Below are 24,014 nucleotides of genomic sequence, written 5' to 3' on the forward strand. Positions count from 1 at the left end.
GCTTGACCTCGGGCAGGGGCCGCGGACAAGGTGCCGCGACCGAGATCGCGGGGGATGGCATGGCGGCGGGCAAGTGGGATTTCTGGATCGACCGGGGCGGCACCTTCACCGATCTGGTGGCGCGCAGGCCCGACGGGCGGCTCTTGACCCACAAGCTGTTGTCAGAAAACCCCGAACGTTATGACGACGCGGCGGTGCAGGGGATCCGCGAGATGCTGGACCTCGGCTCGGACGAGCCGCTGCCGCGTGGCGTCATCGGATCGGTCCGGATGGGCACCACGGTGGCCACCAATGCGCTTCTGGAACGCAAGGGCGAACGGGTGCTTCTGCTGATCACCGAGGGCTTCGGCGATCTCCTGCGGATCGGCTATCAGACGCGGCCGCGGCTTTTCGATCTCGAGATCCGCCGCCCCGAACTGCTTTACGAGGAGGTGGCCGAGATCCGCGAGCGGCTCGATGCCGAGGGCGAGGTTCTTGTCCCGCTCGACGAGGATGCCGCCCGGGCAGCACTGGCGGCGGCCCATGCCAAGGGCATCCGCGCCGTCGCCATCGCGCTGATGCATGGCTATCTGAACCCGGTCCACGAGGACCGGCTGGCCGAGCTTGCCCGCGAGACGGGCTTTGCCCAGGTTTCCGTCAGCCATCGCGCCTCGCGGCTGATCAAGCTGGTCGGGCGGGGCGACACGACGGTGGTCGATGCCTATCTCTCGCCGATCCTGCGCCGTTATGTCGACCGGGTGGCGGATGCGCTCGATCTGGGGCAGGGCGGCTGCGAGCGGCTTCTGTTCATGCAGTCGAATGGCGGGCTGACCGATGCCGCGCTGTTCCAGGGCAAGGATGCGATCCTGTCGGGGCCTGCGGGCGGCATCGTCGGCATGGTCAGGACCGCCGAGGCCGCGGGGGTCGACCGGCTGATCGGCTTCGACATGGGCGGCACCTCGACCGATGTCAGCCATTACGCGGGCGCCTTCGAGCGCAGCTTCGAGACCGAGGTGGCGGGGGTGCGGATGCGCGCGCCGATGATGGACATTCACACCGTCGCGGCGGGGGGCGGCTCGATCTGCAAGTTCGAGGATGGCCGGTTCCAGGTCGGCCCCGAAAGCGCGGGCGCCGATCCCGGCCCGGCCTGTTACCGCCGGGGCGGGCCGCTGACCGTGACCGATTGCAACGTGATGCTGGGCAAGCTGACGCCCGCGCATTTCCCGGCCGTTTTCGGCCCCGGGGGCGATCAGCCGCTCGATCCCGAGGCGGTGCGCGAGAAATTCGCGGCACTGGCCCGCGAGGTCGCGGCCGAGACCGGCACACCCGAGCGCAGCCCCGAGGACATGGCCGAGGGCTTCCTGCGCATTGCCGTCGACAACATGGCCAATGCCATCCGCAAGATCAGCGTCCAGCGCGGCCATGACGTGACCGGCTACACGCTCCAGTGCTTTGGCGGCGCGGGCGGGCAGCATGCCTGTCTGGTGGCCGATGCGCTGGGCATGCGCCGGGTCTTCCTGCATCCCTTCGCCGGGGTGCTGTCGGCCTATGGCATGGGGCTGGCAGAGATCCGCGCGATGGAGGAAGGCCAGCTCGACCTGCCGCTGTCCGATACGGCCGGGGCCGAGGCGGCGCTGGCCGGTCTGACCGCCCGGGCCGAGGAGGCCGTCGCGCGTCAGGGCGTGGCCCGGCAGGCAATCCGCACGCTCGCCCGCGCGCATCTGCGCTATGAGGGCTCGCACCAGACGCTGGAGGTGCCTTTCGGGCCCGCCGCCGCGATGCAGGCCGATTTCGAAGAGCTCCACCGGGCGCGGTTCGGCTTTGCCTCGCCCGAACGCGCGCTGATCGTCGACATGCTCGATGTCGAGGCGGTTGCCGAGACCGGGGCCGCGCCCGTCGCCATGGCGCCCGAGGCCCGTGCCGAAATCGCCGACCGGGTGGCGGTGCATCTGGGCGGCGAAACCGTCGAGGTGCCGCTTTATGACCGCGCCACGCTGGGGGCGGGCACGCGCATCGAGGGCCCCGCCATCATCTCGGAACCCACCGGCACCGACATGGTCGAGCCGGGCTGGGCGGCCGAGGTCGACGCGATGGGCAACCTGATCCTGACCCGCAATGCCGTGGCCCGGCGCGCGCCCGCCATGGGGACCGAGGCCGATCCGGTGCTGCTCGAGGTGATGTCGAACCTCTTCATGTCGGTGGCCGAGCAGATGGGAGCCACGCTCGCCAACACCTCCTGGTCGGTCAACATCAAGGAGCGTCTCGATTTTTCCTGCGCGATCTTCGATGCGCGGGGCGATCTGGTCGCCAATGCGCCGCATGTGCCGGTGCATCTGGGCTCGATGTCGGACTCGATCCGCACGGTGATGCGGGGCCATGCGGGGGCGATCCGGCCGGGCGATGCGTTCATGCTGAACTCGCCCTATAATGGCGGCACCCACCTGCCCGACGTGACCGTGGTGACGCCGGTCTTTCTCGGGGGCGAGATCCTGTTCTGGCTGGGGTCGCGCGGGCATCATGCCGATATCGGCGGGCGTACCCCGGGCTCTTCGCCGCCCGACTCGCGACGGATCGAGGAGGAAGGCGTGCTGATCGACAATGTGCGCCTGGTCGATCGCGGGCGGCTTCTGGAGGCCGAGGCCGAGGCGGTGCTGCGCTCGGGGCCCTGGCCCTGCCGGAACGTCGCTCAGAACATGGCCGATCTGAAGGCGCAGGTGGCCGCGAACGAGACCGGTCGGCGGGCGCTGCTGGAGGTGATCGAGCGCTTCGGCCGGGACGTGGTGGTCGCCTATATGGGCCATGTCCAGGACAATGCCGAGGAAAGCGTGCGCCGGGTGATCGGCACGCTGAAGGACGGGCGTTTCCACTATCCGATGGACCATGGCGCCGTGATCGAGGTTGCGCTGCGGGTCGACCGCGCGGCGCGCGAGGCGGTGATCGATTTCACCGGGACGAGCCCGCAGCACGAGGGCAATTACAACGCGCCCTTCGCGGTCTGTCGCGCGGTTGTGCTTTACGTCTTCCGGACGATGGTGGGGGCCGACATCCCGCTGAACGAAGGCTGCCTCAAGCCCCTGCGCATCGTCGCACCCGAAGGTTGCCTGCTGAACCCGACCTATCCGGCGGCGGTGATCGCGGGCAATACCGAGGTCAGCCAGGCCGCCTGCAATGCGCTTTACGGCGCGCTGGGTGTCGTTGCGGGCAGCCAGGCGACGATGAACAATTTCGTCTGGGGCAACGAACGGTTCCAGAACTACGAGACCATCGCGGGCGGGACCGGGGCGGGGCCGGGTTTTGCCGGTTGCGACGCGGTCCAGAGTCACATGACGAATACCCGGATGACCGACCCCGAAGTGCTGGAACGGCGGTTCCCGGTACGGCTCGAAGCCTTCACGATCCGCAACGGCTCGGGCGGCGCCGGCCGCTGGGCGGGCGGCGAAGGCGCGATCCGGCGGTTGAGATTTCTCGAGCCGGTGACGGTGACGACGCTCTGTTCCCACCGGCGCATTCCGCCATTTGGCGCGGCCGGGGGCGGCGATGGCGCGATCGGCGAGAACTGGGTCGAATGGACCGATGGAAGGCTCGAGCGGCGGGCGGGCAATGACGAGGTTGCGCTCGAGGCCGGGGCGCTCTTCGAGATCCGCACACCCGGCGGCGGAGGCTGGGGCAGATCCTGACCTTCGGGGCGCGATTTTTCGGCGAAAAATCGTTTGCTCAGTTTCGGAAAAATCCGCTATGCCGATTTTTCAGTCGGCGCGATGCCGCCTGTGGCGGCAGTGACCCGATCCGCCGCAGCCCGGACCTCGGCGCCGATCCCGTCGGCCGCGTCCAGCGGAATCCGGAAAGCGGGCCCCGAGACCGACAGGCCGGCGACAGGTTCGCCATGGGCGTTGAAGATCGGCGCCGCAATGCAGCGCATGCCTTCGGCCCGTTCCTGATCGTCGATCGCATAGCCGCGGGACCGGGTACGCTCGAGATCGGCATGCAGGACCGTTTCAGAGGTGATCGAATGCGGCGTGAAGCCCGGCAGGCCTTGTGTCTTCAAGATGGCCGCGACCCGCGCCGCGGGCAGAAAGGACAGCAGCGCCTTGCCGATCCCCGAACAGTGCATCGGCCCCCGGGTGCCCGGCGAAAAGAAGGCCCGGATCGTCTCATGGGTTTCGACCTGGGTCAGGAACAGGACCTCATCGCGATCTTCGACCCCCAGATTGGCGGTCTCGCCGGTGGCCCGCATCAGTGCCTGCATCGCCCCCCGCGACCGTTCCGCGACATTGGTGCGCCGCAGAAAGCCCGATCCGATCCGGAACGCGCCCGGTCCCACATGCCAGCGCTGCGCCTCTTCCTCCAGTTCGACGATGTCATGGCCCTGCAACGTGATCAGGACCCGGTAGACAGTGGCGGGACTCTGATTGCCCAGGGCGGCCAGTTCCGAGAGCGTCAGCCCTCTGGTCTCGCTCAGGGCGGTCAGGAGTCCCATCGCCCGGTCGAGGGCGCGCACCGTGTTCTGCCCGGTCTTGTCGTGAAAGGCGCGCGGGCGGCCGCGCGGGCGGGACTGTGTCATCCGAGTCGGTCCTTCATGCCTGAAGTGAAATGTTTTTTCACATTTTTCGAGATGCGGAGGCCCATGATAATAAATGACTTTATCAATTTTTTCGCTTGATGGAAAATGCTTTCAGAAAAAATTGCGCCGCGGCGCAACCGGGCGGTATCCATAGGTAAGCCAGATGAAGGACCGCCCGATGCACGCCTCGAACCCGATCTTCCTGCCCGGCCCGACCAACCTGCCCGAGCCCTTGCGCCGCGCCTGCGACATTCCCACCATGGACCACCGCTCGGCCGCTTTCGGCCCGATCCTCGCCGCTGCCAAGGAGGGGGTCGCGGGTGTACTCGGCCTGTCCGGGGGCGAGGTGGCCATTTTCCCGGCGACCGGAACCGGCGGCTGGGAGGCGGCAGTGACCAACACGCTCCGGCCCAGCGACAGGGTTCTGGCCGCGCGTCACGGCATGTTCTCGCGCAAGTGGATCGATCTCTGCCAGCGCCACGGGCTCGGGGTCGATATCATTGAGCGGCCCTGGGGCGAGGGTGTCCCGGTCGAGGCCTTCGCCGCAGCGCTGGCCGCCGACAGGGGCCACGAGATCCGGGCCGTGCTGGTCACCCATAACGAGACCGCGACCGGCGTGACCTCGGATGTCGCTGCCGTGCGTGCGGCGATGGATGCGGTCGGGCATCCGGCGCTTCTGATGGTCGACGGGGTCAGCTCGATCGGCTCCATCGAGTTCCGGATGGATGACTGGGGCGTCGATCTGGCGGTTGCCGGTTCGCAGAAGGGCTTCATGCTGCCTGCGGGCCTGGCCATCATCGGCATCAGCGCGAAGGCGCGGAAGGCGATGGAGACCGCCGGGCTGCCGCGTTGTTTCTTCGATATCCGCGACATGGCGGATGGCAACTACCCCTATACGCCGCCGGTCGGGCTCATCAACGGGCTCGCGGTCTCGACCGGTCTCCTGCTCGAGGAAGGCATGGAGAATGTCCGCGCGCGCCATCACCGGATCGCCGAGGGCGTGCGGCGCGCGGTCGCCGCCTGGGGCATGACGATCTGCGCGGCCCGCCCCGATCTTTCGTCGGATACGGTGACGGCCATAGTCACGCCCGAAGGTTTCGATGCTGGCCGGATCGTGCGCCATGCGGCCGAAGCCTATGGCGTGGCCTTCGGCGGGGGCTTGGGCGAGGTCGCGGGCAAGGTGTTCCGGATCGGCCATCTGGGGCTGATGAGCGACGTGATGGCGCTGTCAGGCATTGCCACCGCCGAGATGGCCATGGCCGATCTCGGCCTGCCCGTCGGGCTTGGCAGTGGCGTTGCCGCCGCGCAGGAACATTATCGCAACAGCAGGACCGCGCCCGTGCGGGCGGCGGCGTGAGGACGTCATGAAGGATCACGCACCCCTCTACATTCCGACCTATGACGACGTCATCCGCGCCCATGAGCGGATCGCCCCCCATATCCACCGCACGCCGGTCCTGACCTCGTCCTTCATCGACGGCATGGCGGGGGCCTCGCTCTTCTTCAAATGCGAGAATTTCCAGAAGGCGGGCGCCTTCAAGGTGCGCGGCGCCTGCAATGCGGTCTTCGGGCTCGATGACGAGAAGGCCGCGACGGGCGTGGCCACCCATTCCTCTGGCAACCATGCGCTGTCGCTGTCCTATGCGGCGGGCCGCCGGGGCATTCCCTGCCATGTGGTGATGCCGCGCACGGCGCCGCAAGCCAAGAAGGATGCGGTCCGCGGCTATGGCGGCGAGATCACCGAATGCGAGCCCTCGACCAGTTCGCGCGAGGCGGTCTTTGCCGAGGTCGAGGCCCGGACCGGGGCCGAATTCGTCCATCCCTACAATGACTGGCGGGTGATCGCCGGGCAGGGCACCTGCGCGCGCGAGCTGAACGACCAGATCCGCGATCTCGACGCGGTGATCGCGCCCATCGGCGGCGGCGGGATGGTCTCGGGCACCTGCCTGACCCTGTCGAGCCTCGCGCCGCATGTCGAGATCTACGCCGCCGAACCCGAGCAGGCCGATGATGCGTATCGCAGCTTCAGGGCGGGCCATATCATTGCCGACGATGCACCCGAGACGGTGGCCGACGGGCTGAAGGTGCCGCTGAAGGATCTGACCTGGCATTTCGTCTCGTCGAACGTGACCGACATCCTGACCGTGTCGGAGGCCGAGATCGTCGAGGCGATGAAGCTGATCTGGAAGCGGATGAAGATCGTGATGGAGCCGAGCTCGGCCGTGCCTTTGGCGGCGGTCCTGAAGAATCGCGAGGTCTTCGCGGGCAAGCGCGTGGGCGTGATCGTGACCGGCGGCAATGTCGATCTCGATCGTCTGCCCTGGACGGTCTGAGCCGCGCCGCAGGGCGGGATGCTACGACGCGCTTTCGGGCGCGGAACGGGAAACATGGCGCGCGTGGTGCGCACAAGGATGCTGGGAGACAGGCAATGAAGGACGTGAGCGAGTTCGACGGGCTTGAAGTGGGCTATGACATCCCGGCCCTGCCGGGGATGGATGAGGCCGGGATCCAGACCCCTTGCCTGGTGCTGGATCTCGACGCGCTCGAGCGCAACATCAGGAAGATGGGGGACTGGGCCAGGGCCCATGGGATGCGTCACCGGGTGCATGGCAAGATGCACAAATCGGTCGATGTGGCCAGGCTGCAGGAGCGGCTGGGCGGGGCCTGCGGGGTCTGCTGCCAGAAGGTGTCGGAGGCCGAGGTCTTCGCGCGGGGCGGCATCAAGGACGTTCTGGTCTCGAACCAGGTGCGCGATCTGGCCAAGATCGACCGGCTGGCGCGGCTGCCGAAGCTGGGGGCGCGGACGCTGGTCTGCGTCGACGACCCGGCGAACGTGGCCGAGCTGTCCGATGCGGCTGTGCGGCACGGCACCGGGATCGAATGCCTGGTCGAGATCGACTGCGGCGCCGGGCGCTGCGGGGTGACGGAAACTGCGGATGTCGTCGCCATCGCCAAGGCCATCGATGCCGCGCCGGGCCTGCGCTTTGCCGGGCTGCAGGCCTATCAGGGCGCGATGCAGCATCTCGATTCCTATGAGGACCGGAAGGCCAAGATCGAGATTGCCGTGGCCATGGTGCGCGAGGCGGTCGAGGCCCTGAAGGCCGAGGGGCTTGCCTGCGATATCGTCGGTGGCGGCGGTACCGGCTCCTATTATTTCGAGGGCAGCTCGGGCGTCTACAACGAGCTGCAATGCGGCTCCTACGCCTTCATGGATGCCGATTACGGGCGCATTCTGGATGCCGAGGGCAAGCGGATCGACCGCGGGGAATGGGAGAACGCGCTGTTCCTGCTGACATCGGTGATGAGCCATGCAAAGGCCGACAAGGCGATCTGCGATGCCGGGCTCAAGGCGCAATCGGTCGATAGCGGATTGCCCTTCGTCTTCGGGCGCGAGGATGTGAGCTATGTGAAATGCTCGGACGAACACGGGGTGATTGCCGATCCCGAGGGCGTACTGAAGGTCGGCGACAAGCTGAAGCTGGTGCCGGGCCATTGCGATCCGACCTGTAATGTCCATGACTGGTATGTCGGCGTGCGCAACGGCAAGGTGGAATGCCTCTGGCCGGTCTCGGCGCGTGGCAAGGCCTACTGATCCGGTTGTCGGGGCCTCCGGGTCCCGATTTTTCGACGAAAAATCGTGCGGGAGGGCCGATGTACATCGTTCCTGAAAGCGAAATCGCCGGGCTGGTCTCGGCCGGGCAGTGTTTCGAGGCGGTCGAGGCCGTCTTTGCCGCGATGGCGCGCGGCGATGCGTATAACTTTCCGGTGATACGCGAGGCGATCGGCCATGCCGATGCGCTTTACGGTTTCAAGTCGGGCTTCGACCGGGCCGGCGCCGTTCTCGGGCTCAAGTCGGGCGGGTACTGGCCGGGCAATGCCGCGAAGGGGCTGACAAATCACCAGTCGACCGTGGTGCTGTTCGATCCCGACAGCGGCCGGCCCGCGGCTCTGGTCGGGGGCAATCTGCTGACGGCGCTGCGCACGGCTGCGGCTTCGGCCGTCTCGATCCGCTATCTGTCCCGCGCCGATGCGCGCGTTCTGGGCGTTCTTGGGGCAGGCCACCAATCGGCCTTCCAGATCCGCGCCGCGGTCGCCCAGCGCCGCTTCGAGAAGATCGTGGGCTGGAACTACCACCCCGAGATGCTGCCCCGTCTGGCCGGGACCGCGGCCGAGCTCGGCCTGCCTTTCGAGGCGGTCTCGCTGGAAGAGCTCGGTGCGCAGGCCGATGTCATCGTCACGATCTCGTCCTCTTTCTCGGCCCAGCTCATGGACGCCCATATCCGGCCCGGTACGCATCTGGCCTGCATGGGAACCGATACCAAGGGCAAGCAGGAGATCGACCGGGAGATCTTCGCCCGGGCCCGCGTCTTCGCCGACGAGATCGCGCAATCGGTCGAGATCGGCGAGGCCCAGCACGCCGTGGCCGCAGGGATCATCGCAGCCGAAGACATCGTCGAGATCGGTGCGGTCATCAACGGCACGGCGCCGGGGCGTCAGTCCGATGACGAGATCACGCTGTTCGACGGCACCGGTGTCGGCTTGCAGGATCTGGCGGTGGCGGCCCGGGCGGTTGCGGCGGCCCGGGCCAAAGGCGTGGGGGGCGAGGTCGAGCTCTGAGCCGCGTCCCCGCCCGATCTCGGCTCAGCCCTCCGGGCCGGTGACGCAGTCGGCGATGGTCCGGGCCAGCCCGGTCAGCAGCGCCGGGTAGAGATCGGGACCGTAGGCGAGCGTGCTGCCCGACGGATCGAGCGGCGCGCCGAGGCGCACATCGGTGCCCTCGGCAATTGCCTTGGCATAGGCCGGGTCATGCTGGGCCTCTGGGAAGAGGCAGGCGACGCCTTCGTGATGCAACTCGTCCCGCAGCCCGGCCAGCCGGGCCGCACCGGGCTCGGCGGCATCGCCCATGGCGATGGACCCGGCCACGCTCAGGCCGAAATGCTCGGCGAAATAGCCATAGGCGTCGTGGAAGACCATGACCGGCCGGTCGCCTACGGGTGCCAGCAGTTGCCGGGCCTCGCTCTCGGCCGCCGCGATCCGGTCGAGCGCCGCATGCGCATTGGCCTCGTAGATGGCGCTGTTTTCCGGATCGGCCTCGGCCAGGGCGCCGCTGATCCGCAAAACCCAGACCCGGGCATTCTCGGGATCGAGCCAGGCATGGGGATCGGTGCCCTCGTGATGGTGATGCGCCTCCTCGCCCGCGTGGGCGTCATGGTCATGATCATCATCCGGCGCGACGGCGCCGTGGTCATGGTCGTGATCATGCTGATCGTCATGATCGTGGTCCTCGCCGTCATAGCTGCGGCGGTAGGTGCCCGGCGCCTCGATCAGCGCGACGGCCTGCGCATCGGGGCCGAGCTTCCTGAGCGCCTGGTCGAGCCAGGGCGTGAGCTGCGGCCCGACCCAGAACACCAGGCCGGCCTCGCTGATCGCGCGGGCCTGCGAGGGTTTCAGCTGGAAGTGATGCGGGTCACCGCCCTGATCCAGCAGGATCCCGGGGCTGCCGAGATCGCCCATTACCTCGGCCACCAGCGACTGCACCGGCGGAATGTCGGTCACCACACGCGGCGGCTCGGCGGCTGCGGGCGCGGCGAGAGCAAGAAAAACGGGAAGAAACAGGGGGCGCATGGGCCGACTCCTTGGAAATGACGCTTGCGGAAGCTGCGCTGGAATGAATATGTTATAAAATAACAAGTCAAGAGGGTCCCGATGAGAATCGATGCCGAGCGGGTGTTTTCAGCCCATGACCATGCCGCCTGCCGCCGGGCGACGCTGGCGCGGGCCGAGGAGATCGTTGCGGCCGGGGGGCTGCGGCTGACGCCTGTGCGGCGTCGCACGCTCGAGATTCTGCTGGACTCGCATCAGGCGCTGGGAGCCTATGAGGTGCTCGACCGGCTGGTCGCGTCGGGCTTTGCCCGCCAGCCGCCGGTCGCCTACAGGGCGCTGGATTTCCTTGTCGATCACGGGCTTGCGCATCGGATCCGGCGGCTCAATGCCTTTGCCGCCTGCATGCGACCGGGCGAGCCGCATCGCCCGGCCTTCCTGATCTGCGATACCTGCCAGGCCGTGGCCGAGGCGCCGGGCACGGCGGTTGCCGACGCGATGCTGGCTGCGGCCGGGGCGGTCGGGTTCAAGATCGAGCGGATGAGCCTCGAGGCGGTCGGCCGTTGTCCTGCCTGCCGCGAGGCGCAGGCATGACACTGGTTGCCACGCGCGGGCTTACGGTGCGCTATGGCGGGGTCGCCGCGCTGACCGGGGTCGATTTCGGGATCGAGGGGGGCGAGATCGTCACCCTGGTCGGACCGAACGGGTCGGGCAAGTCGACGCTGGTGCGGGCGGTGCTGGGCGCGGTCCGGCCGAGTGCTGGCACCGTCACGAGGCGCCCGGGGCTCCGGATCGGCTATGTGCCGCAGAAGCTTGCCGTCGACGACCGGATGCCGCTGACGGTGCGCCGCTTTCTGTCCCTGCCCGAGCGGCGCGGCGCGGCCGAGGTGGCGGCGATGCTCGAGAGGGTCGGCGCGTCCGGGCTCGAGACCCGGCAGATGACCGCGCTGTCGGGCGGGCAGTTCCAGCGCGTGCTGCTGGCCCGTGCGCTTCTGGGCGGGCCCGAGCTGCTGATCCTCGACGAGGCGACGCAGGGGCTGGATCAGCCCGGCACCGCCGGCTTCTATCAGCTGATCGCCGATCTTCGGCGCGAGACCGGCACGGCGGTGCTGATGGTCAGCCACGATCTGCATGTGGTGATGAGCGCCACCGACCGGGTGCTTTGCCTCAACGGCCATGTCTGCTGTCAGGGCCAGCCGCATGTGGTGACCGCCGCGCCCGAATACCGGGCGCTGTTCGGTCACGGCACCCATGGCACGATGGCGCTGTATCAGCACGAGCATGACCATGCCCATGACGGGTGTCACGGGCATGGCGAAGGGCCGGCGCCGGACGAGGGCGGAACTGCGCACAGGACGGAACCGGAGGCGGCCGATGCTTGACGATTTTCTGGTGCGGGCGGCCTTGGCCGGGGTGGCGGTCGCGCTGGCGGCCGGGCCGCTTGGCGCCTTCGTGGTCTGGCGGCGGATGGCCTATTTCGGCGAGGCCACGGCCCATGCCGCGATCCTGGGCGTGGCGATTGCGCTGGGGTTCTCGATCTCGATCTTCGCGGGCACGCTCGGAGCTGCGCTTGCCATGGCACTGGCGGTCACCTCGCTGTCGGGGCGGGGGCTCGCGATGGATACCGCGCTGGGCGTTGCGGCCCATGCGGCGCTGGCGGTCGGTCTGGTCTCGGTCTCGTTTCTCAGCGGCGTCCGGGTCGATCTGTCGGCCTATCTCTTCGGCGACATCCTCGCGGTCGGCCGCACCGATCTGGCGGTGATCTGGGCCGGCGCGCTGGCGGTGCTGGCGCTGATCGTGTGGCGCTGGACGGCGCTTTTGACGGTGACGGTCAGCGAGGAGCTAGCGACCGCCTCGGGGCTCGATCCGGGGCGTGAGCGGCTGGTGCTGACGGTGGCGCTGGCGCTGGTCGTCGCGGTGGCGATCCAGGTGGTGGGGGCGCTTCTGATCGTGGCGATGCTGATCGTTCCGGCCGCCGCCGCCCGGCCCTGGGCGCGCACGCCCGAGGCAATGGCGTTGATCGCCTCGGGCATCGGCGCGCTCTCGGCGCTGGCGGGGCTTTGGGGGTCGTACCATTTCGACACCCCCGCCGGACCCAGCATCGTGGTCGCGGCCAGCTGCGCCTTCGCGCTGAGCCTCGCGGTGCCGCGGCGGGCCTGACGGCCCGGCGCGTGCTCCGAGTCCGCTGTCATTCGGGCTGGCAGACCTCGTTCCGGGCGATGGCCAGCAGCGTGCGCCCGACGAGCCCCGCGATTACCATGCACAGAAAGGCCAGCAACGCTCCGCCCAGCCACAGATGGACGGTCGAGCCGGTGGTGGTGGCGTAAAGGAAGGTCGCGATGGTCAGCGCGGCCAGCGGAAACGACAGTGCCCAGAAGGACAGCGCGAAGGGCAGGCGCAGGATGCGCGGCAGCTGGGTCGCCACGATCAGCGCAAAGACATAGGCGGCGTTGAGAAAGAACATCGCCAGCGGGTCGAGCCCGCCCTGCAGCCGCATCCACGAGAGGAAGCCGACGGCGGGCGGTGCGATAAGGATCACCAGCGTCGGCTGCAACCGGCCGGGCAGCGGGTCGTGGAAGGTCAGCCGGTTCATCACCAGCGTCAGCAGCACCACCCAGAACAGCGCACCGCCCGAGAAGAACAGCCAGGAAATGTCGGGATGGCCCAGCGGCACGCCCGCCACCGGCACCAGGATGTTGCCGACCGGCGGGATGAACCAGGCGGCATTCAGGTGGATCGGCTGGAAGGGCCGCTGCCCGATCCAGTCGGCGATCACCAGAAGCGACAGAAGCCCCTGCAATGCGGTCCCCGCGATCCAGACCGGCCGGGCGAGCGCGGGATAGTCGCTAAGGAGCGCGACCGACAGCAGGATCAGCGAGATCGAGGCGGTGGGAAAGAAGGCCAGCCGCACCGGGTGCTGCCATTCGGCCGCGGCCATCGGGAAATGCGTCGCCAGTTTCAGCGCATAGAAGGTCGCGACCGCGACCAGCAGCGCGCAGGAGGCAAACAGCAGGAAATGCGAGACGGGAAGGGGCAGCCCCAGCGCCTGTTCTCCGGCGCGCCAGGCGAGTGTCAGCCCCATCATACCCATGACCGTGGCGAAGAAGGTGACGGGAAAATGCGCAAGCCGGCTGTCTCGGGGGCCGGTTTCGGTCTCTGCGGTGGTGCTCATGTCGGTCGCTGCTCCTGTGCGGGTCGGGCTGAAACATGCGAAAAAGCGCATGTGACCCGAGCCCTATAGGGCAGGTTCAAATCAGATGTCAAAGAGTCATCTTTTTGCGGGAACGGTCCCGCCGGCCCGGCCGGGGTCGTGAAAAGGCCCGCGCCGGTGGCGCGGGCCTTGAGGTGCCGGGGCCTCGGCGGACGGACCCCGTTTCAGGACGGCGACCGGCTCAGCGGTCGTCGCGCGGCTTGCCGTCCATCATCGTGCGGTCGGCGTTCAGCTCCAGCCACATCGCGTTGACGACCGCGAAAAGCGCGGCCAGCGGCAGGCCGAGAATCCAGGCGAAATACCACATCTTCGGGCTCCTTTCTCAGTAGACCGAGTCGCTTTTGTCGACCACGTCCGAGGCCGTGACCTTGCCCCAGAGCACCTTGTAGACCCAGGCGGTGTAGGCCAGGATCAGCGGCACGAAGATCGCCGACGAGACCAGCATCACGAACAGCGTCAGATGCGAGGACGAGCTGTCCCAGACCGTCAGCGAAGAGCTGGGGTCGAGGCTCGAGGGCAGGATGAACGGGAACATGGTCAGCCCGACCGAGGCGATGATGCCGAAGATCGAGAGCTTAGAGGCCAGCATGGTCCAGCCTTCCTTGCCGGTCTTGAAGCCGAGGAAGGCCAGCGCTGCGCCGAGGATCCCCAGCGCCGGGGCGATGGCGATCCAGGGCCGCGTCTCGTAGGCCGCCATCCAGGACCCGCCCCGGGTAACCTCGTTCAGCAGCGGGTTCGAGGGCCCGTCCGTCGCGACCGTCCCCGTGAAGCTGTAGGCCTCGATCCCGCCGGCGAGCCAGAGCCCGGCCAGCGCATAGGTGAGAATGGTGGCCAGCGCCGCCCAGGCGCCGAAGCTGCGCGCGCGCTCGGCCACCATGCCCTCGGTCTTGAGCTGCAGCCAGGCCGCGCCATGCATCACCAGCATCGAGACCGATACCAGCCCCGCCAGGATCGCATAGGGGTTCAGAAGCCCGAAGAACGAGCCCTCATAGATCGACAGAAGATCGTCGGTCAGCCGGAACGGCACCCCTTGCAGGACGTTGCCCACGGCGACGCCAAAGACCAGCGCGGGCACGAAGCCGCCCACGAACAGCGCCCAGTCCCAGGCCGCGCGCCAGCGTTCATCCTCGCGCTTCGAGCGGTACTTGAAGCCCACGGGGCGCAGGATCAGCGCCGCGAGGATCAGGAACATCGCCAGGTAGAAGCCCGAGAAGCTGACCGCGTAAAGCGGCGGCCAGGCGGCGAAGATGGCGCCGCCACCGAGGATGAACCAGACCTGGTTGCCTTCCCAGACCGGGCCGACGGTGTTGATCGCCACCCGCCGCTCGATATCGGTCCTGGCGACGAAGGGAAGCAGCGTGCCGACGCCCAGATCGAAGCCGTCGGTCAGGGCAAAGCCGATCAGAAGGACGCCCAGAAGCCCCCACCAGATCACCCGAAGGGTATCGAAATCCACGTATTCATGCAGGATCATGGGTCTTTACTCCGCCGGTTCGTAGCCGCGGCCGCCGGTCAGGCGGTCGGTGTGGCGCCGGGTCCAGTCGTCGGTTTCGGCGACGTCCATGTAGGGACCCTTGAGGATGTATTTCCGCATCAGCCCGATCTCGATCACGAAGAGGACCGAATAGAAGGTGACGAAGCCCGCCAGCGTCAGCGCGACCTGGGTCACGCTCAGATGGCTGACCGAGAGCGCGGTCGGCAGCACCCCGTCGACGGTCCAGGGCTGACGGCCGAACTCGGCCACGAACCAGCCCATCTCGGCCGCGATCCAGGGCGTCGGAATGGCCACCACTGCGGCGCGCAGGGCCCAGCGCGGGAAGCGCATGCCGTAGAAATTGGCCCGGATGAAGAAGTAGAGCATCATCGCGATGAAACCGAAGCCGAGGATGACCATCACCCGGAACGCCCAGAACAGCGGCAGCACCCCGGGCACCGTGTCCTGCGCGGCCTGGGCGATCTGCGCGTCGGTCGCCTGGCGCGGATCTTCGAGATAACGCTTGAGCAGCAAGGCAAAGCCCAGATCGCCGCTGTGCTCTTCGAACTGCGCGGCCAGCTCGGGCGTGGCATTGCCCCGCTCGGCCCGGATCTGCATCAGTGCGTCATAGGCGATCAGCCCGTTGCGGATGCGGGCATCGGCTTCCTCGACCAGCTGGTTGATGCCGGGCAGCTCCTGGGTCAGCGAGCGCGCGCCGATCAGCCCCATCACCGCCGGGATCTCGATTGCGTATTTGGTCTCGCGATCGGCCTGGTCGGGAATGCCGAAAAGGTTGAAGGGGGCAGGGGCCGAATAGGTCTCCCACATGCCTTCGATCGCGGCGAGCTTCATCTTCTGGGTATGGGTGGCGTTATAGCCCGACTCGTCGCCCAGCACGACCGCCGAAAGGGCGCCTGCAAGCCCGAAACTGGCCGCGACCGCGATCGAGCGGCGCGCCAGCTCGACATGGCGGCCCTTAAGCAGGTACCAGGCCGACACGCCCAGGACGAAGATCGCCGCCGTGACATAGCCCGCCGAGACGGTGTGCACGAATTTGGCCTGCGCCACCTCGTTGAACATCACCTCGAAGAACGAGGTCATTTCCATCCGCATGGTCATCGGGTTGAACTCGGCCCCGATGGGATTCTGCATCCAGCCATTGGCGATCAGGATCCAGAGCGCCGAGAAGTTGGACCCGATCGCCACCAGCCAGGTCACCACGCAATGGCCCACCTTGGACAGCTTGTCCCAGCCGAAGAACATGAGACCGACGAAGGTCGCCTCGAGGAAGAAGGCCATCAGCCCTTCCATTGCCAGCGGAGCGCCGAAGATATCGCCGACGTAATGGCTGTAATAGCTCCAGTTCATCCCGAACTGGAACTCCATGGTGATGCCCGTCGCGACCCCCAGCACGAAGTTGATGCCGAACAGTGTGGCCCAGAATTTCGTCATCTGGCGCCAGACGGGGCGGTTGGTCATCACATAGACCGTCTCCATGATCGCCACGATGACCGACAGGCCAAGCGTGAGCGGCACGAAGAGGAAGTGATACATGGCTGTCATGGCAAACTGCAGCCTAGACAGCTCGACGATGTCGAGTTCCATTACTGGCCTCCTTTGGCCCTTCCCTCTCAATTACGCAATATGTCCGGATTCCATGGCTTTGCGGCCAAGACACGAGTCCGGAATATTAGACGTGTTCCAGATATACCTTTGTATGCAACGCTGTGCCATGCCAATGCGGCATAACGGCAATGCGTGCCCGAAGGGGGGCAACGGTGCGAGTCGGACCGGACCCGCGCGCATGTCGGAAAAGCGTCCGGAGCAGGCTCCGGAGGTGCCGCTGCGAAAGGGGGCCTGCGCGGGGCCGGCCGCGCCGGGCGGCCCGCCGCGACAGGGTCAGGTCATCACGATCAGCCGGTCGGCCCAGTCGCGTTCGGCCTTGCGATGCGAGGCGGTCAGGATTGCCGCCCCGGGCAGGATCTCGCGGATCGCGCCCAGCACCCGGGTCGCGGTCGGCCGGTCGAGCCCCTCGGTCGGTTCGTCCAGCAAAAGCAGGCGCGGGCGACGCAGCAGCGCCCGTGCCAGGGCCAGACGACGCTGCTCGCCGCCCGAAAGCCCGGCCCCGTTCTCCTTGAGGGGGGCATGCAGCCCGCCCCGCGCCGCGACCGTCGAGGACAGCCCCACCGCCTCGATCAACTCGAGCGCCTCGCCTTCGCCGAGATCGGGATCAGCCAGCGCCAGCATGTCGAAGAAGCTTTGGCCCAGAAGCATGCTGCGCTGGGGCAGATAGGCCATGCCGGCCCGCAGCCGGGTTTCGGACAGTGTCTCGATGGGGCAGCCCGTCAGCCGGACGCTGCCCGCCTCGGGCTGGATGAGGCCGGCGGCCAGCGCCAGGACGGTGCTCTTGCCGCTGCCCGAGGCGCCGGTCAGCGCGATGCAGGCGCCGGGGTCGAGCCGGAGCGAGAAGTCCTTCAGCACAGGCGCCTCGGCGCCCGGATGGCGATAGGCGATGCCGGTCATCTCGAGGGCGGGGGCGCTGTCTGCGGCGGGGACCTGCGGGGCCGGTTCGGCCACTTGGGCGGCCACTGGGGCTGCCTCTGGCAGAAGTCGGGTCACGCGCCGGGCGGCGTCAAGCATGCGGCCAAGCTCGGCCAGCGCGCGGCGCAGCGGCTGGACGGTCTCCGACAGCGCCAGCGCCACGAAGAAGCCCAGCGCCGCCTGCGCGGGCGTGATCGCGCCCCGGGCCGCCAGAACCCCGCCCAGCGCCAGCGCGGTGCCCGTGGCCAGTGTCGTGGTCAAAGACAGCGCGAGTCCCGCCCGCCGTTCCAGCCGGTCGATGGCGCCCAGATTGTCGCGCATCCGGGCTTCGGCCAGTTGCACCGCCTCGGTCTGTTCGGGTAGGCGGCCATAGACCACCAGATCGTCGCGGGCGCGCAACAGGTCGATCAGCCGGATGCGGAAGGCCTGCAGCGCCTTCTCGGCCCGGCGCGAGGGGGCCAGCGCATGGCGCCCCGCCCCGATCAGCACCAGCCCGCAGCCCAGCGTGAAACTCGCGAAAATCCAGGCCGCCAGCGTGAAATCGGTCATCCACCACAATAGCGGGAAGGCGACGACATAAAGGATCACCCCGGTCACCGCCGGAATGAACAGCCGCAGCACCACCCCGTCGAGCGCGTCGACATCGGCCACCAGCCGGTTCATGGTCTCGGCGCCGCGAAGCCGCGACAGGGTCTGGAAGGGCAGGGCCAGGACGCCGCGCAGAAGCGCCACGCGGATGTCGGTCAGGGCCTTGAGGGTCGCGTCATGGGTCAGCAGCCGCTCGCCATAGCGCGCGGCGGTCCGGCCAAGCGCCAGAAAGCGCACGGCGGCCGAAGGCTGGAACACGTTGAAGGCGATGCCGATCCCCGCAAGTCCGGCCGCGGCGGCGGCGGTGATGAACCAGCCCGCCAGCCCCAGCAGCGACACCCCCATCGCCACCACGATCACGGCCAGCGCCGTGCCCCGGATCAGGGGGCCGCGCTGGGCCTGCCAGGTCAGGCGCAGGATCTGCAGGATGTCCTTCATGCCACATGCTCCGGTCTGATGGCGATCTGGCGGTCCATCCGGGCCGCGAGCGCCGGGTCATGGGTGGCCACGATCAGCGCGACGCCGCCCGAGGCAAGCCCCAGGAGCCCCTCGGTGACAAGCGTCGCGGTCTCTTCGTCGAGATCGGCGGTCGGCTCGTCGGCCAGCAGCAGGTCGGGATGGGCATGGGCCGCGCGGGCCACGATCAGCCGCCTTGCCTCGCCGCCCGAGACGCCGACCCCGGTCTCGCCCAGACGGGTGTTCAGCCCGCGCGGCAGCTGCGCCACCACGCCATCGGCGGCGGCAAGCTCCAGCGCGCGGTCGAGCGGAAGCTCGCGCCCCGGTCGCAGCGCCAGGGTCAGGTTCTTCCGAAGCGAGCCCGAAACGAAGCGCGGCTGCTGCGGCAGCCAGCCCAGCCGGGCGCGCCAGGCATCGGCGGTCTCGGGCGAGAGCACGGTCTCGCCGATCCGGATCTCGCCCTCGGCCGGAACCGCCATGCCCGCGATCAGCCGCAAAAGCGAGGATTTCCCGCTGCCCGACGGCCCGGTGATCGCCAGAGTCTCGCCGGGGTGAAGGTCGAAATCGGGAAAGCGGATCAGCCGCCCGCCCGGCGGGCGGTAGGCAAGCCCCCGGACCGACAGCGCGTCGGCGGCCGCAAGCGGTGCGGCGGCAGCGCCCAGCCCGAGGAACCCGGTCTCTTCCTGCGCCTCCAGCTCGGCCAGCTCGCGCGCCACGGCATTGGCATCGGCCTTGTCATGCCAGGCGGCGGCCAGATCGCGCAGCGGCTGGAAATAGTCGGGCGCGAGCAGCAGCAGGAAGATCCCCTCGGTGGCGGTCAGAGGTGTGCCCCAGGTACCGAAATTCAGCTCGCCCAGCAGCGAGAAACCGACATAGACCGCGACCATGGCGATGCCGATGGCCGAGAACAGCTCAAGCACCGTCGAGGACAGGAAGGCCACGCGCAGCACCTCCATTGTGCGCCCGCGCAGCCGGTCCGCCGCCGAGCGGAAGCTTTCCACCGTGCGCTCGGTCGCATCGAGCAGGCGGATATCGACCAGCGCCGTCAGCCGCTCGAGCAGCAGGACGTTCATGTTCGACAGCTCTTCCATCTGGCGCTCGCTGGCCTTCTTGGCGGCGATGCCCACCAGCGCCATGAAGACCGGGATCAGCGGCCCCGCGAACAGAAGCACGAGCCCGACCGCCCAGGAGACGTAGAAGGCGACGCCCAGGATCACCAGCGGCACGAAGGTCGAGCGGCGCTTGGCCGGGGCATAGCGGGTGAGGAAAGGCGTCAGCGCGGCAAGCTTCTCGGCGGCCAGCGTCGCGGTGACCGCCGCCGCCGGGCGGGCCGGGTCGTCGGTCGCGCGCCGCGATTCCCGCGTCACCAGACGCGCGCGTTCCAGCGCCAGAACGATATCCGCTGCCCGGAAGGACAGCGCGCCGGCCCGGTGATCGAGCAGCGCGCGGCCCACGCCCACGGCAACGAAGACCAGCGCGAAGGCCCAGGTGGGCCCCCAGGCGGTATCGGGCTGAAGCATCTGGCCAAGCGCCAGCGCCACCGCCGCGGCCTGGATCAGCCATAGCAGCGAGGCTGCCGTCGCCATCGCCCCGGCCCGCTCCAGCAGGCTCATGACCGGCGCCGTCATCTGGGAAAGCCGCCTGGCGGCCGGATCGTCCTTCTTCGCGCGTTTACGGCTCAAGTCCTGCCCCGTCACCCGTTTCTGAACCCGCCCCGCGTCCGGGATCGGCGAAGGGCTTGCGTGATCTTTAACAGGCTCTATTCTGGTTAGAACCCGTATGTGAGATAGATCATTATCCGTCACGACTGGAAAAGAGAACCCCGATGCGGCTGACCACCCGGACGAACATCGCGATGCGGGCGCTTATGTACTGTGCTGTCAATGGTGGCCGGACGGTCCGCAAGGCGGATATCGCGGGCGCCTGCAACACCTCGGAAAACCACATGGCCCAGGTCATCAACACATTGGCGCATCACGGGCTGGTGAAGACGACCCGGGGCCGGAATGGCGGTCTGACCCTCAAGCGCATGCCCGAGGACATCACCGTGGGCGAGGTTTTCCGGCATCTCGAATCGGGTGTGCCCTTCGCCGAATGTTTCGATCCGGCCACCAATACCTGTCCGATCTCGTGCTGTTGCCTTCTCAAGGGCGCGTTGCAGCGGGCGCTGGCCGAATTCTATGCCACGCTCGACGGCATCACCCTGGCCGATCTGGTCGTGGGCAACCGCGATCTCGAGGAGGCGCTGGCGCTCGCCTCCTGAGAGGGCGCCACATGCCGTTGGGTCACAGCGCAACCAACCTCTTGCCAAGGGCGGTGGTTGCCCCATCCTTTTCGGCATGACCCTGCAAGCGCCCGCCCCGCCGCCCGCCGCCCTTGCCGCCTCTCCGGCGGCCCCCCCGGCTTTCCTCCGCGCTCTGTTCGAGACCGCGGTCGCGGCCGCCGATCCGATGCGGACGGTGGCGCCGGCATTGCCGCCACGGCCCTCCGGACGGGTGGTCGTGATCGGTGCCGGCAAGGCCTCGGCGCGGATGGCCGAGGCACTCGAGGCGGCCTGGGGGCCATGCGAGGGGCTGGTGATCACCCGTTACGGCCATGCCCGGCCCTGCGCCGGCATCGAGATCGTCGAGGCCGCGCATCCGGTGCCCGATGCCGCGGGCGAGGTCGCGACGCGCCGCGTGATGCGGTTGCTCGAGGGGCTCGGCGAGGAGGATCTGGTGCTGGCGCTGATCTCGGGCGGTGGCTCGTCGCTGCTGGTGCAGCCCGCCGGGCAGATCACGCTGGAGGACAAGCGGCTGGTGACCTCCGGGCTGCTGGCCTCGGGCGCGCCCATCGGCGAGATGAACGGCATCCGCAAGGAGCTGTCGGCGGTCAAGGGCGGGCGGCTTGCCGCCGCGGCCTTTCCGGCGCGGGTGCTGGCGCTGCTGATCTCGGATGTGCCGGGCGACGACCCCGCCGATATCGCGAGCGGCCCGACCGTCGGGCATCGGGGCGACGCGGCCCGGGCGCTGGCGGCACTGGCGCGCTGGGGGGTGGTGCCGCCGCCTTCGGTCCAGAGCTTTCTCGAGGCGGGCGGCGATCCGGTCCGCCCCGACGATCCGCGCCTTGCCCGGGTCGAGAATGTGGTGATCGCGGCGCCCGCCCTCTCGCTCGAGGCTGCGGCCGAGGCCGCGCGGGGCGCAGGCTGTGCGGTCGAGATCCTGGGCGACGCGCTGGAAGGCGAGGCGCGCGAGCTGGCCGCCGCCCATGCCGATCTGGCGCGGGCGCGGCAGGCGGCGATGGCGCCGGGCGATCCGCCGCTGCTTCTGCTCTCGGGCGGCGAATGCACGGTGACCCGGCGGGGCGACGGGATCGGCGGGCCCAATGCCGAATATGCGCTGTCCCTGGCGGTCGCGCTGGACGGCGCCGGGGGGATCGACGCCATCGCCTGCGACACGGACGGGGTCGATGGCGCGGCCGAGGTCGCGGGCGCGGTGATCGGGCCGGACACGCTGGCCGAGGCCGAGCGGCTGGGCTGCGATCCGGGCAGGGCGCTGGCCGCCAATGACAGCCATGGCTTCTTCGCGGCGCTGGGCGCGCAGGTGGTGCCAGGCCCGACCCTGACCAATGTGAACGACTTTCGCGCCATCCTGATCCGGCCGCTGCCGTGATCTGCGCCCAAATTCCGGGCACAGACAGGGCGCGGGGCTGGCGCGCCTCGGGATTTCAGGCTTTGCGTCTTGCCAGCCCGGCCCCGGCGGGCAAGAAATGAGGTCGGGAAACGCCTGGGCACAATGACAGACACGACGCAGACCCTGCGCATCAAACTGGCCGGACTGGTCGGGCGGATCTATCCCGATCACGACCGCGAGCACCTGATCGACCGGATCGTCGAGGCGTTCTGGCCTGACGGAACGCATCCCCGCCGTCGCGCCCGGATGCCGTCGAACCGGCTCTGGTCCTGCGAGGACTCGATGGTCATCACCTATGGCAACAGCTTCACCGACGGCCAGCACAAGCCGCTCGACCTGCTGAACGATTTCCTGCACCGCCATCTCGAAGGCACGGTCGGGGGCGTGCATATCCTGCCCTTCTTTCCCTTCACCTCGGATGACGGTTTCGCGGTCACCGATTACCGCATGGTCAATTCCAACCTGGGCGACTGGGAGGATATCCGGCGCATCGCGGGTAGCTTCCGGGTGATGTCGGACCTCGTCCTGAACCATGTCTCGAGCCAGTCGCACTGGTTCAACGAATACCGGCAGGGTCATCCGCCCTATGACCGCTTCTTCTTCGAGGCCTCGCCCGAGGACGATCTGGCCCCTGTGGTGCGCCCGCGCACCAGCCCGCTTCTGCGCGAGGTCGAGACCGCGAACGGCACCCGCCATGTCTGGTGCACCTTCAGCCACGATCAGGTCGATCTCGATTTCCGCAACCCCGAGGTGCTGCTGGAATTCCTGCGGATCATGCGGCTGCATGTCGAGAACGGGGTGCGTATCGTCCGGCTCGATGCGGTGGCCTTCCTCTGGAAGGAGCCCGGCACCCCCTCGATCCACATGCCCGAGACCCATGCCATCGTCCAGCTGATGCGGGTCTTGTGCGATTTCGCGGTCGAGCCGATCGTGCTGCTGACCGAGACCAACGTGCCGAACCACGAGAATCTCAGCTATTTCGGCAACCGGAACGAGGCCCATGCGGTCTACAATTTCTCGCTGCCGCCGCTGGTCCTGCATGCGCTTCTGTCGGGCACCGCCGAATACCTGCATCGCTGGCAGGCGACGATGCCGCCCGCCCAGCTGGGCTGTGCCTATCTCAACTTCACCGCCTCGCATGACGGCATCGGCATGCGCCCGGTCGAGGGGCTGCTGCCCGAAGAGCAGATCGGCGACATCATCGGCGCGATCCGGTCCTTCGGCGGCGAGGTCTCGATGCGCTCGACCGTCGGCGGCGGCGAAACGGCCTATGAGCTGAACATCACCTGGTTCGACGCGATGAAGGGAACCTTTTCGGGCGAGGATGGCTGGCAGGTCGAGCGCTTTCTCTGTTCGCAAAGCATCGTCATGGCGCTGGAGGGCTTCCCGGCCTTCTATGTGCATTCGTTGCTGGCGACGCCCAACGATCATGCCGGGGTCGAGAAGACCGGCATCAAGCGGGCGATCAACCGCCACCGCTGGGACTATCCCGCGCTGCTGGCGCTTCTGGAAAACCCCGAAAGCCCGCAGTCGCTGGTGCTGCGGCAGATGAAGCGGCGGATCGGCATCCGCCGTCGTCAGCCCGCCTTCCATCCGAACGCCACCCAGTTCACGCTGCATCTCGACTGCCGCCTGTTCGGGCTCTGGCGCCAGAGCCTCGACCGCGACCAGTCGGTCTTCGCGCTGCACAATGTCAGCGCCGAGGAGCTGTCGGTCTCGCCGATGGCCATCAACCTGATCGGCGGCGAGGACTGGGTCGACCTGCTCTCGGGCGAGCGGATCTCGCCCCATGGCACCGACATTCCCTTCGCGCCCTATCAATGCCGCTGGATCTCGAACCGCGACGGGGCCAGTCGGGACAGGGGCTAGCCGGGGCGGTTGCCTCTGCCAGGCCGGCCGCCCGTGCCTGGCTTGTTCCACCTGGCTTGTGCC

Annotated in this window: 19 protein-coding genes; 11 read left to right on the top strand and 8 right to left on the bottom strand. The window is 68.2% G+C overall.

What is annotated here, in order from left to right; genetic code table 11:
* Positions 1-59: 59 nt before the first annotated feature.
* The gene (locus tag ACK8CO_RS13260; RefSeq protein WP_414896920.1) at positions 60-3,656 is read left to right on the top strand and encodes a hydantoinase B/oxoprolinase family protein; all 3,597 of its coding nucleotides are present in this window, start codon (positions 60-62) and stop codon (positions 3,654-3,656) included.
* A 56-nt stretch (positions 3,657-3,712) separates the two neighbouring features.
* Here ACK8CO_RS13260 and bhcR read toward each other — a convergent pair whose 3' ends face one another.
* Complete coding sequence (gene bhcR / locus ACK8CO_RS13265; protein ID WP_414896921.1) at positions 3,713-4,540, bottom strand: HTH-type transcriptional regulator BhcR; 828 nt, start codon at positions 4,538-4,540, stop codon at positions 3,713-3,715.
* A 178-nt stretch (positions 4,541-4,718) separates the two neighbouring features.
* On the opposite strand from bhcR, the gene bhcA reads away from it, so the two are divergent.
* From bhcA to bhcD, 4 genes are all read left to right on the top strand, one after another.
* Positions 4,719-5,897: an L-aspartate--glyoxylate aminotransferase BhcA gene (gene bhcA, locus ACK8CO_RS13270; protein ID WP_414896922.1), complete on the top strand. Its 1,179-nt coding sequence runs from the start codon at positions 4,719-4,721 to the stop codon at positions 5,895-5,897.
* A gap of 7 nt (positions 5,898-5,904) precedes the next feature.
* Positions 5,905-6,873, top strand: a complete 969-nt coding sequence (gene bhcB, locus ACK8CO_RS13275; protein WP_414896923.1) for a beta-hydroxyaspartate dehydratase BhcB — start codon at positions 5,905-5,907, stop codon at positions 6,871-6,873.
* Between the two features lie 95 nt (positions 6,874-6,968).
* Complete coding sequence (bhcC, locus tag ACK8CO_RS13280; protein WP_414896924.1) at positions 6,969-8,132, top strand: 3-hydroxy-D-aspartate aldolase BhcC; 1,164 nt, start codon at positions 6,969-6,971, stop codon at positions 8,130-8,132.
* Between the two features lie 59 nt (positions 8,133-8,191).
* Positions 8,192-9,157 (top strand): iminosuccinate reductase BhcD, encoded by a 966-nt coding sequence (bhcD, locus tag ACK8CO_RS13285; RefSeq protein WP_414896925.1) that lies wholly within the window; start codon positions 8,192-8,194, stop codon positions 9,155-9,157.
* Positions 9,158-9,181: 24 nt separating this feature from the next.
* Here bhcD and ACK8CO_RS13290 read toward each other — a convergent pair whose 3' ends face one another.
* Positions 9,182-10,165, bottom strand: a complete 984-nt coding sequence (locus ACK8CO_RS13290; RefSeq protein ID WP_414896926.1) for a zinc ABC transporter substrate-binding protein — start codon at positions 10,163-10,165, stop codon at positions 9,182-9,184.
* 81 nt (positions 10,166-10,246) lie between these two features.
* On the opposite strand from ACK8CO_RS13290, the gene ACK8CO_RS13295 reads away from it, so the two are divergent.
* From ACK8CO_RS13295 to ACK8CO_RS13305, 3 genes are read left to right on the top strand one after another with little or no spacing between them, the layout of a single operon-like run.
* The gene (locus ACK8CO_RS13295) at positions 10,247-10,735 is read left to right on the top strand and encodes a Fur family transcriptional regulator (protein ID WP_080617411.1); all 489 of its coding nucleotides are present in this window, start codon (positions 10,247-10,249) and stop codon (positions 10,733-10,735) included.
* Positions 10,732-11,523 (top strand): metal ABC transporter ATP-binding protein, encoded by a 792-nt coding sequence (locus ACK8CO_RS13300; RefSeq protein WP_080617410.1) that lies wholly within the window; start codon positions 10,732-10,734, stop codon positions 11,521-11,523. The genes ACK8CO_RS13295 and ACK8CO_RS13300 overlap by 4 nt, the downstream gene beginning before the upstream one ends.
* On the top strand, positions 11,516-12,301 hold the full coding sequence (locus ACK8CO_RS13305) for a metal ABC transporter permease (RefSeq protein ID WP_414896927.1): 786 nt from the start codon (positions 11,516-11,518) through the stop codon (positions 12,299-12,301). The genes ACK8CO_RS13300 and ACK8CO_RS13305 overlap by 8 nt, the downstream gene beginning before the upstream one ends.
* 28 nt (positions 12,302-12,329) lie before the next feature.
* Here the strand turns inward: ACK8CO_RS13305 and ACK8CO_RS13310 are convergent, their stop codons facing one another.
* The 6 genes from ACK8CO_RS13310 to cydD form a co-directional block, all read right to left on the bottom strand.
* Positions 12,330-13,313: an SLAC1 anion channel family protein gene (locus tag ACK8CO_RS13310; protein WP_414896928.1), complete on the bottom strand. Its 984-nt coding sequence runs from the start codon at positions 13,311-13,313 to the stop codon at positions 12,330-12,332.
* Between the two features lie 220 nt (positions 13,314-13,533).
* Positions 13,534-13,659, bottom strand: a complete 126-nt coding sequence (gene cydX, locus ACK8CO_RS13315; protein ID WP_080617407.1) for a cytochrome bd-I oxidase subunit CydX — start codon at positions 13,657-13,659, stop codon at positions 13,534-13,536.
* 15 nt (positions 13,660-13,674) lie between these two features.
* Positions 13,675-14,826: a cytochrome d ubiquinol oxidase subunit II gene (cydB, locus tag ACK8CO_RS13320; protein WP_414896929.1), complete on the bottom strand. Its 1,152-nt coding sequence runs from the start codon at positions 14,824-14,826 to the stop codon at positions 13,675-13,677.
* A 6-nt stretch (positions 14,827-14,832) separates the two neighbouring features.
* Positions 14,833-16,431: a cytochrome ubiquinol oxidase subunit I gene (locus tag ACK8CO_RS13325; RefSeq protein WP_080617405.1), complete on the bottom strand. Its 1,599-nt coding sequence runs from the start codon at positions 16,429-16,431 to the stop codon at positions 14,833-14,835.
* A gap of 294 nt (positions 16,432-16,725) precedes the next feature.
* Entirely contained in the window at positions 16,726-18,393 is a 1,668-nt protein-coding gene (locus ACK8CO_RS13330; protein ID WP_414896930.1) for an amino acid ABC transporter ATP-binding/permease protein, read from the bottom strand.
* Entirely contained in the window at positions 18,390-20,093 is a 1,704-nt protein-coding gene (gene cydD / locus ACK8CO_RS13335) for a thiol reductant ABC exporter subunit CydD (protein WP_414896931.1), read from the bottom strand. Before cydD ends, ACK8CO_RS13330 begins: the two co-directional genes overlap by 4 nt.
* Positions 20,094-20,236: 143 nt before the next feature.
* Here cydD and ACK8CO_RS13340 point away from each other — a divergent pair, with 143 nt between their 5' ends.
* The 3 genes from ACK8CO_RS13340 (at position 20,237) to ACK8CO_RS13350 (ending at position 23,951) form a co-directional block, all read left to right on the top strand.
* A complete protein-coding gene (locus ACK8CO_RS13340) occupies positions 20,237-20,674 on the top strand; it encodes an RrF2 family transcriptional regulator (RefSeq protein ID WP_080617402.1) in 438 nt (145 codons plus the stop codon).
* A 76-nt stretch (positions 20,675-20,750) separates the two neighbouring features.
* Positions 20,751-22,061, top strand: a complete 1,311-nt coding sequence (locus ACK8CO_RS13345) for a glycerate kinase type-2 family protein (protein WP_414896932.1) — start codon at positions 20,751-20,753, stop codon at positions 22,059-22,061.
* 123 nt (positions 22,062-22,184) lie between these two features.
* Positions 22,185-23,951, top strand: coding sequence for a sugar phosphorylase (locus ACK8CO_RS13350; RefSeq protein WP_414896933.1), 1,767 nt, complete (start codon positions 22,185-22,187; stop codon positions 23,949-23,951).
* Positions 23,952-24,014: the final 63 nt, after the last annotated feature.

The organism is Rhodovulum sp. HP10 (assembly GCF_047553435.1).
GTDB lineage: Bacteria > Pseudomonadota > Alphaproteobacteria > Rhodobacterales > Rhodobacteraceae > Rhodovulum.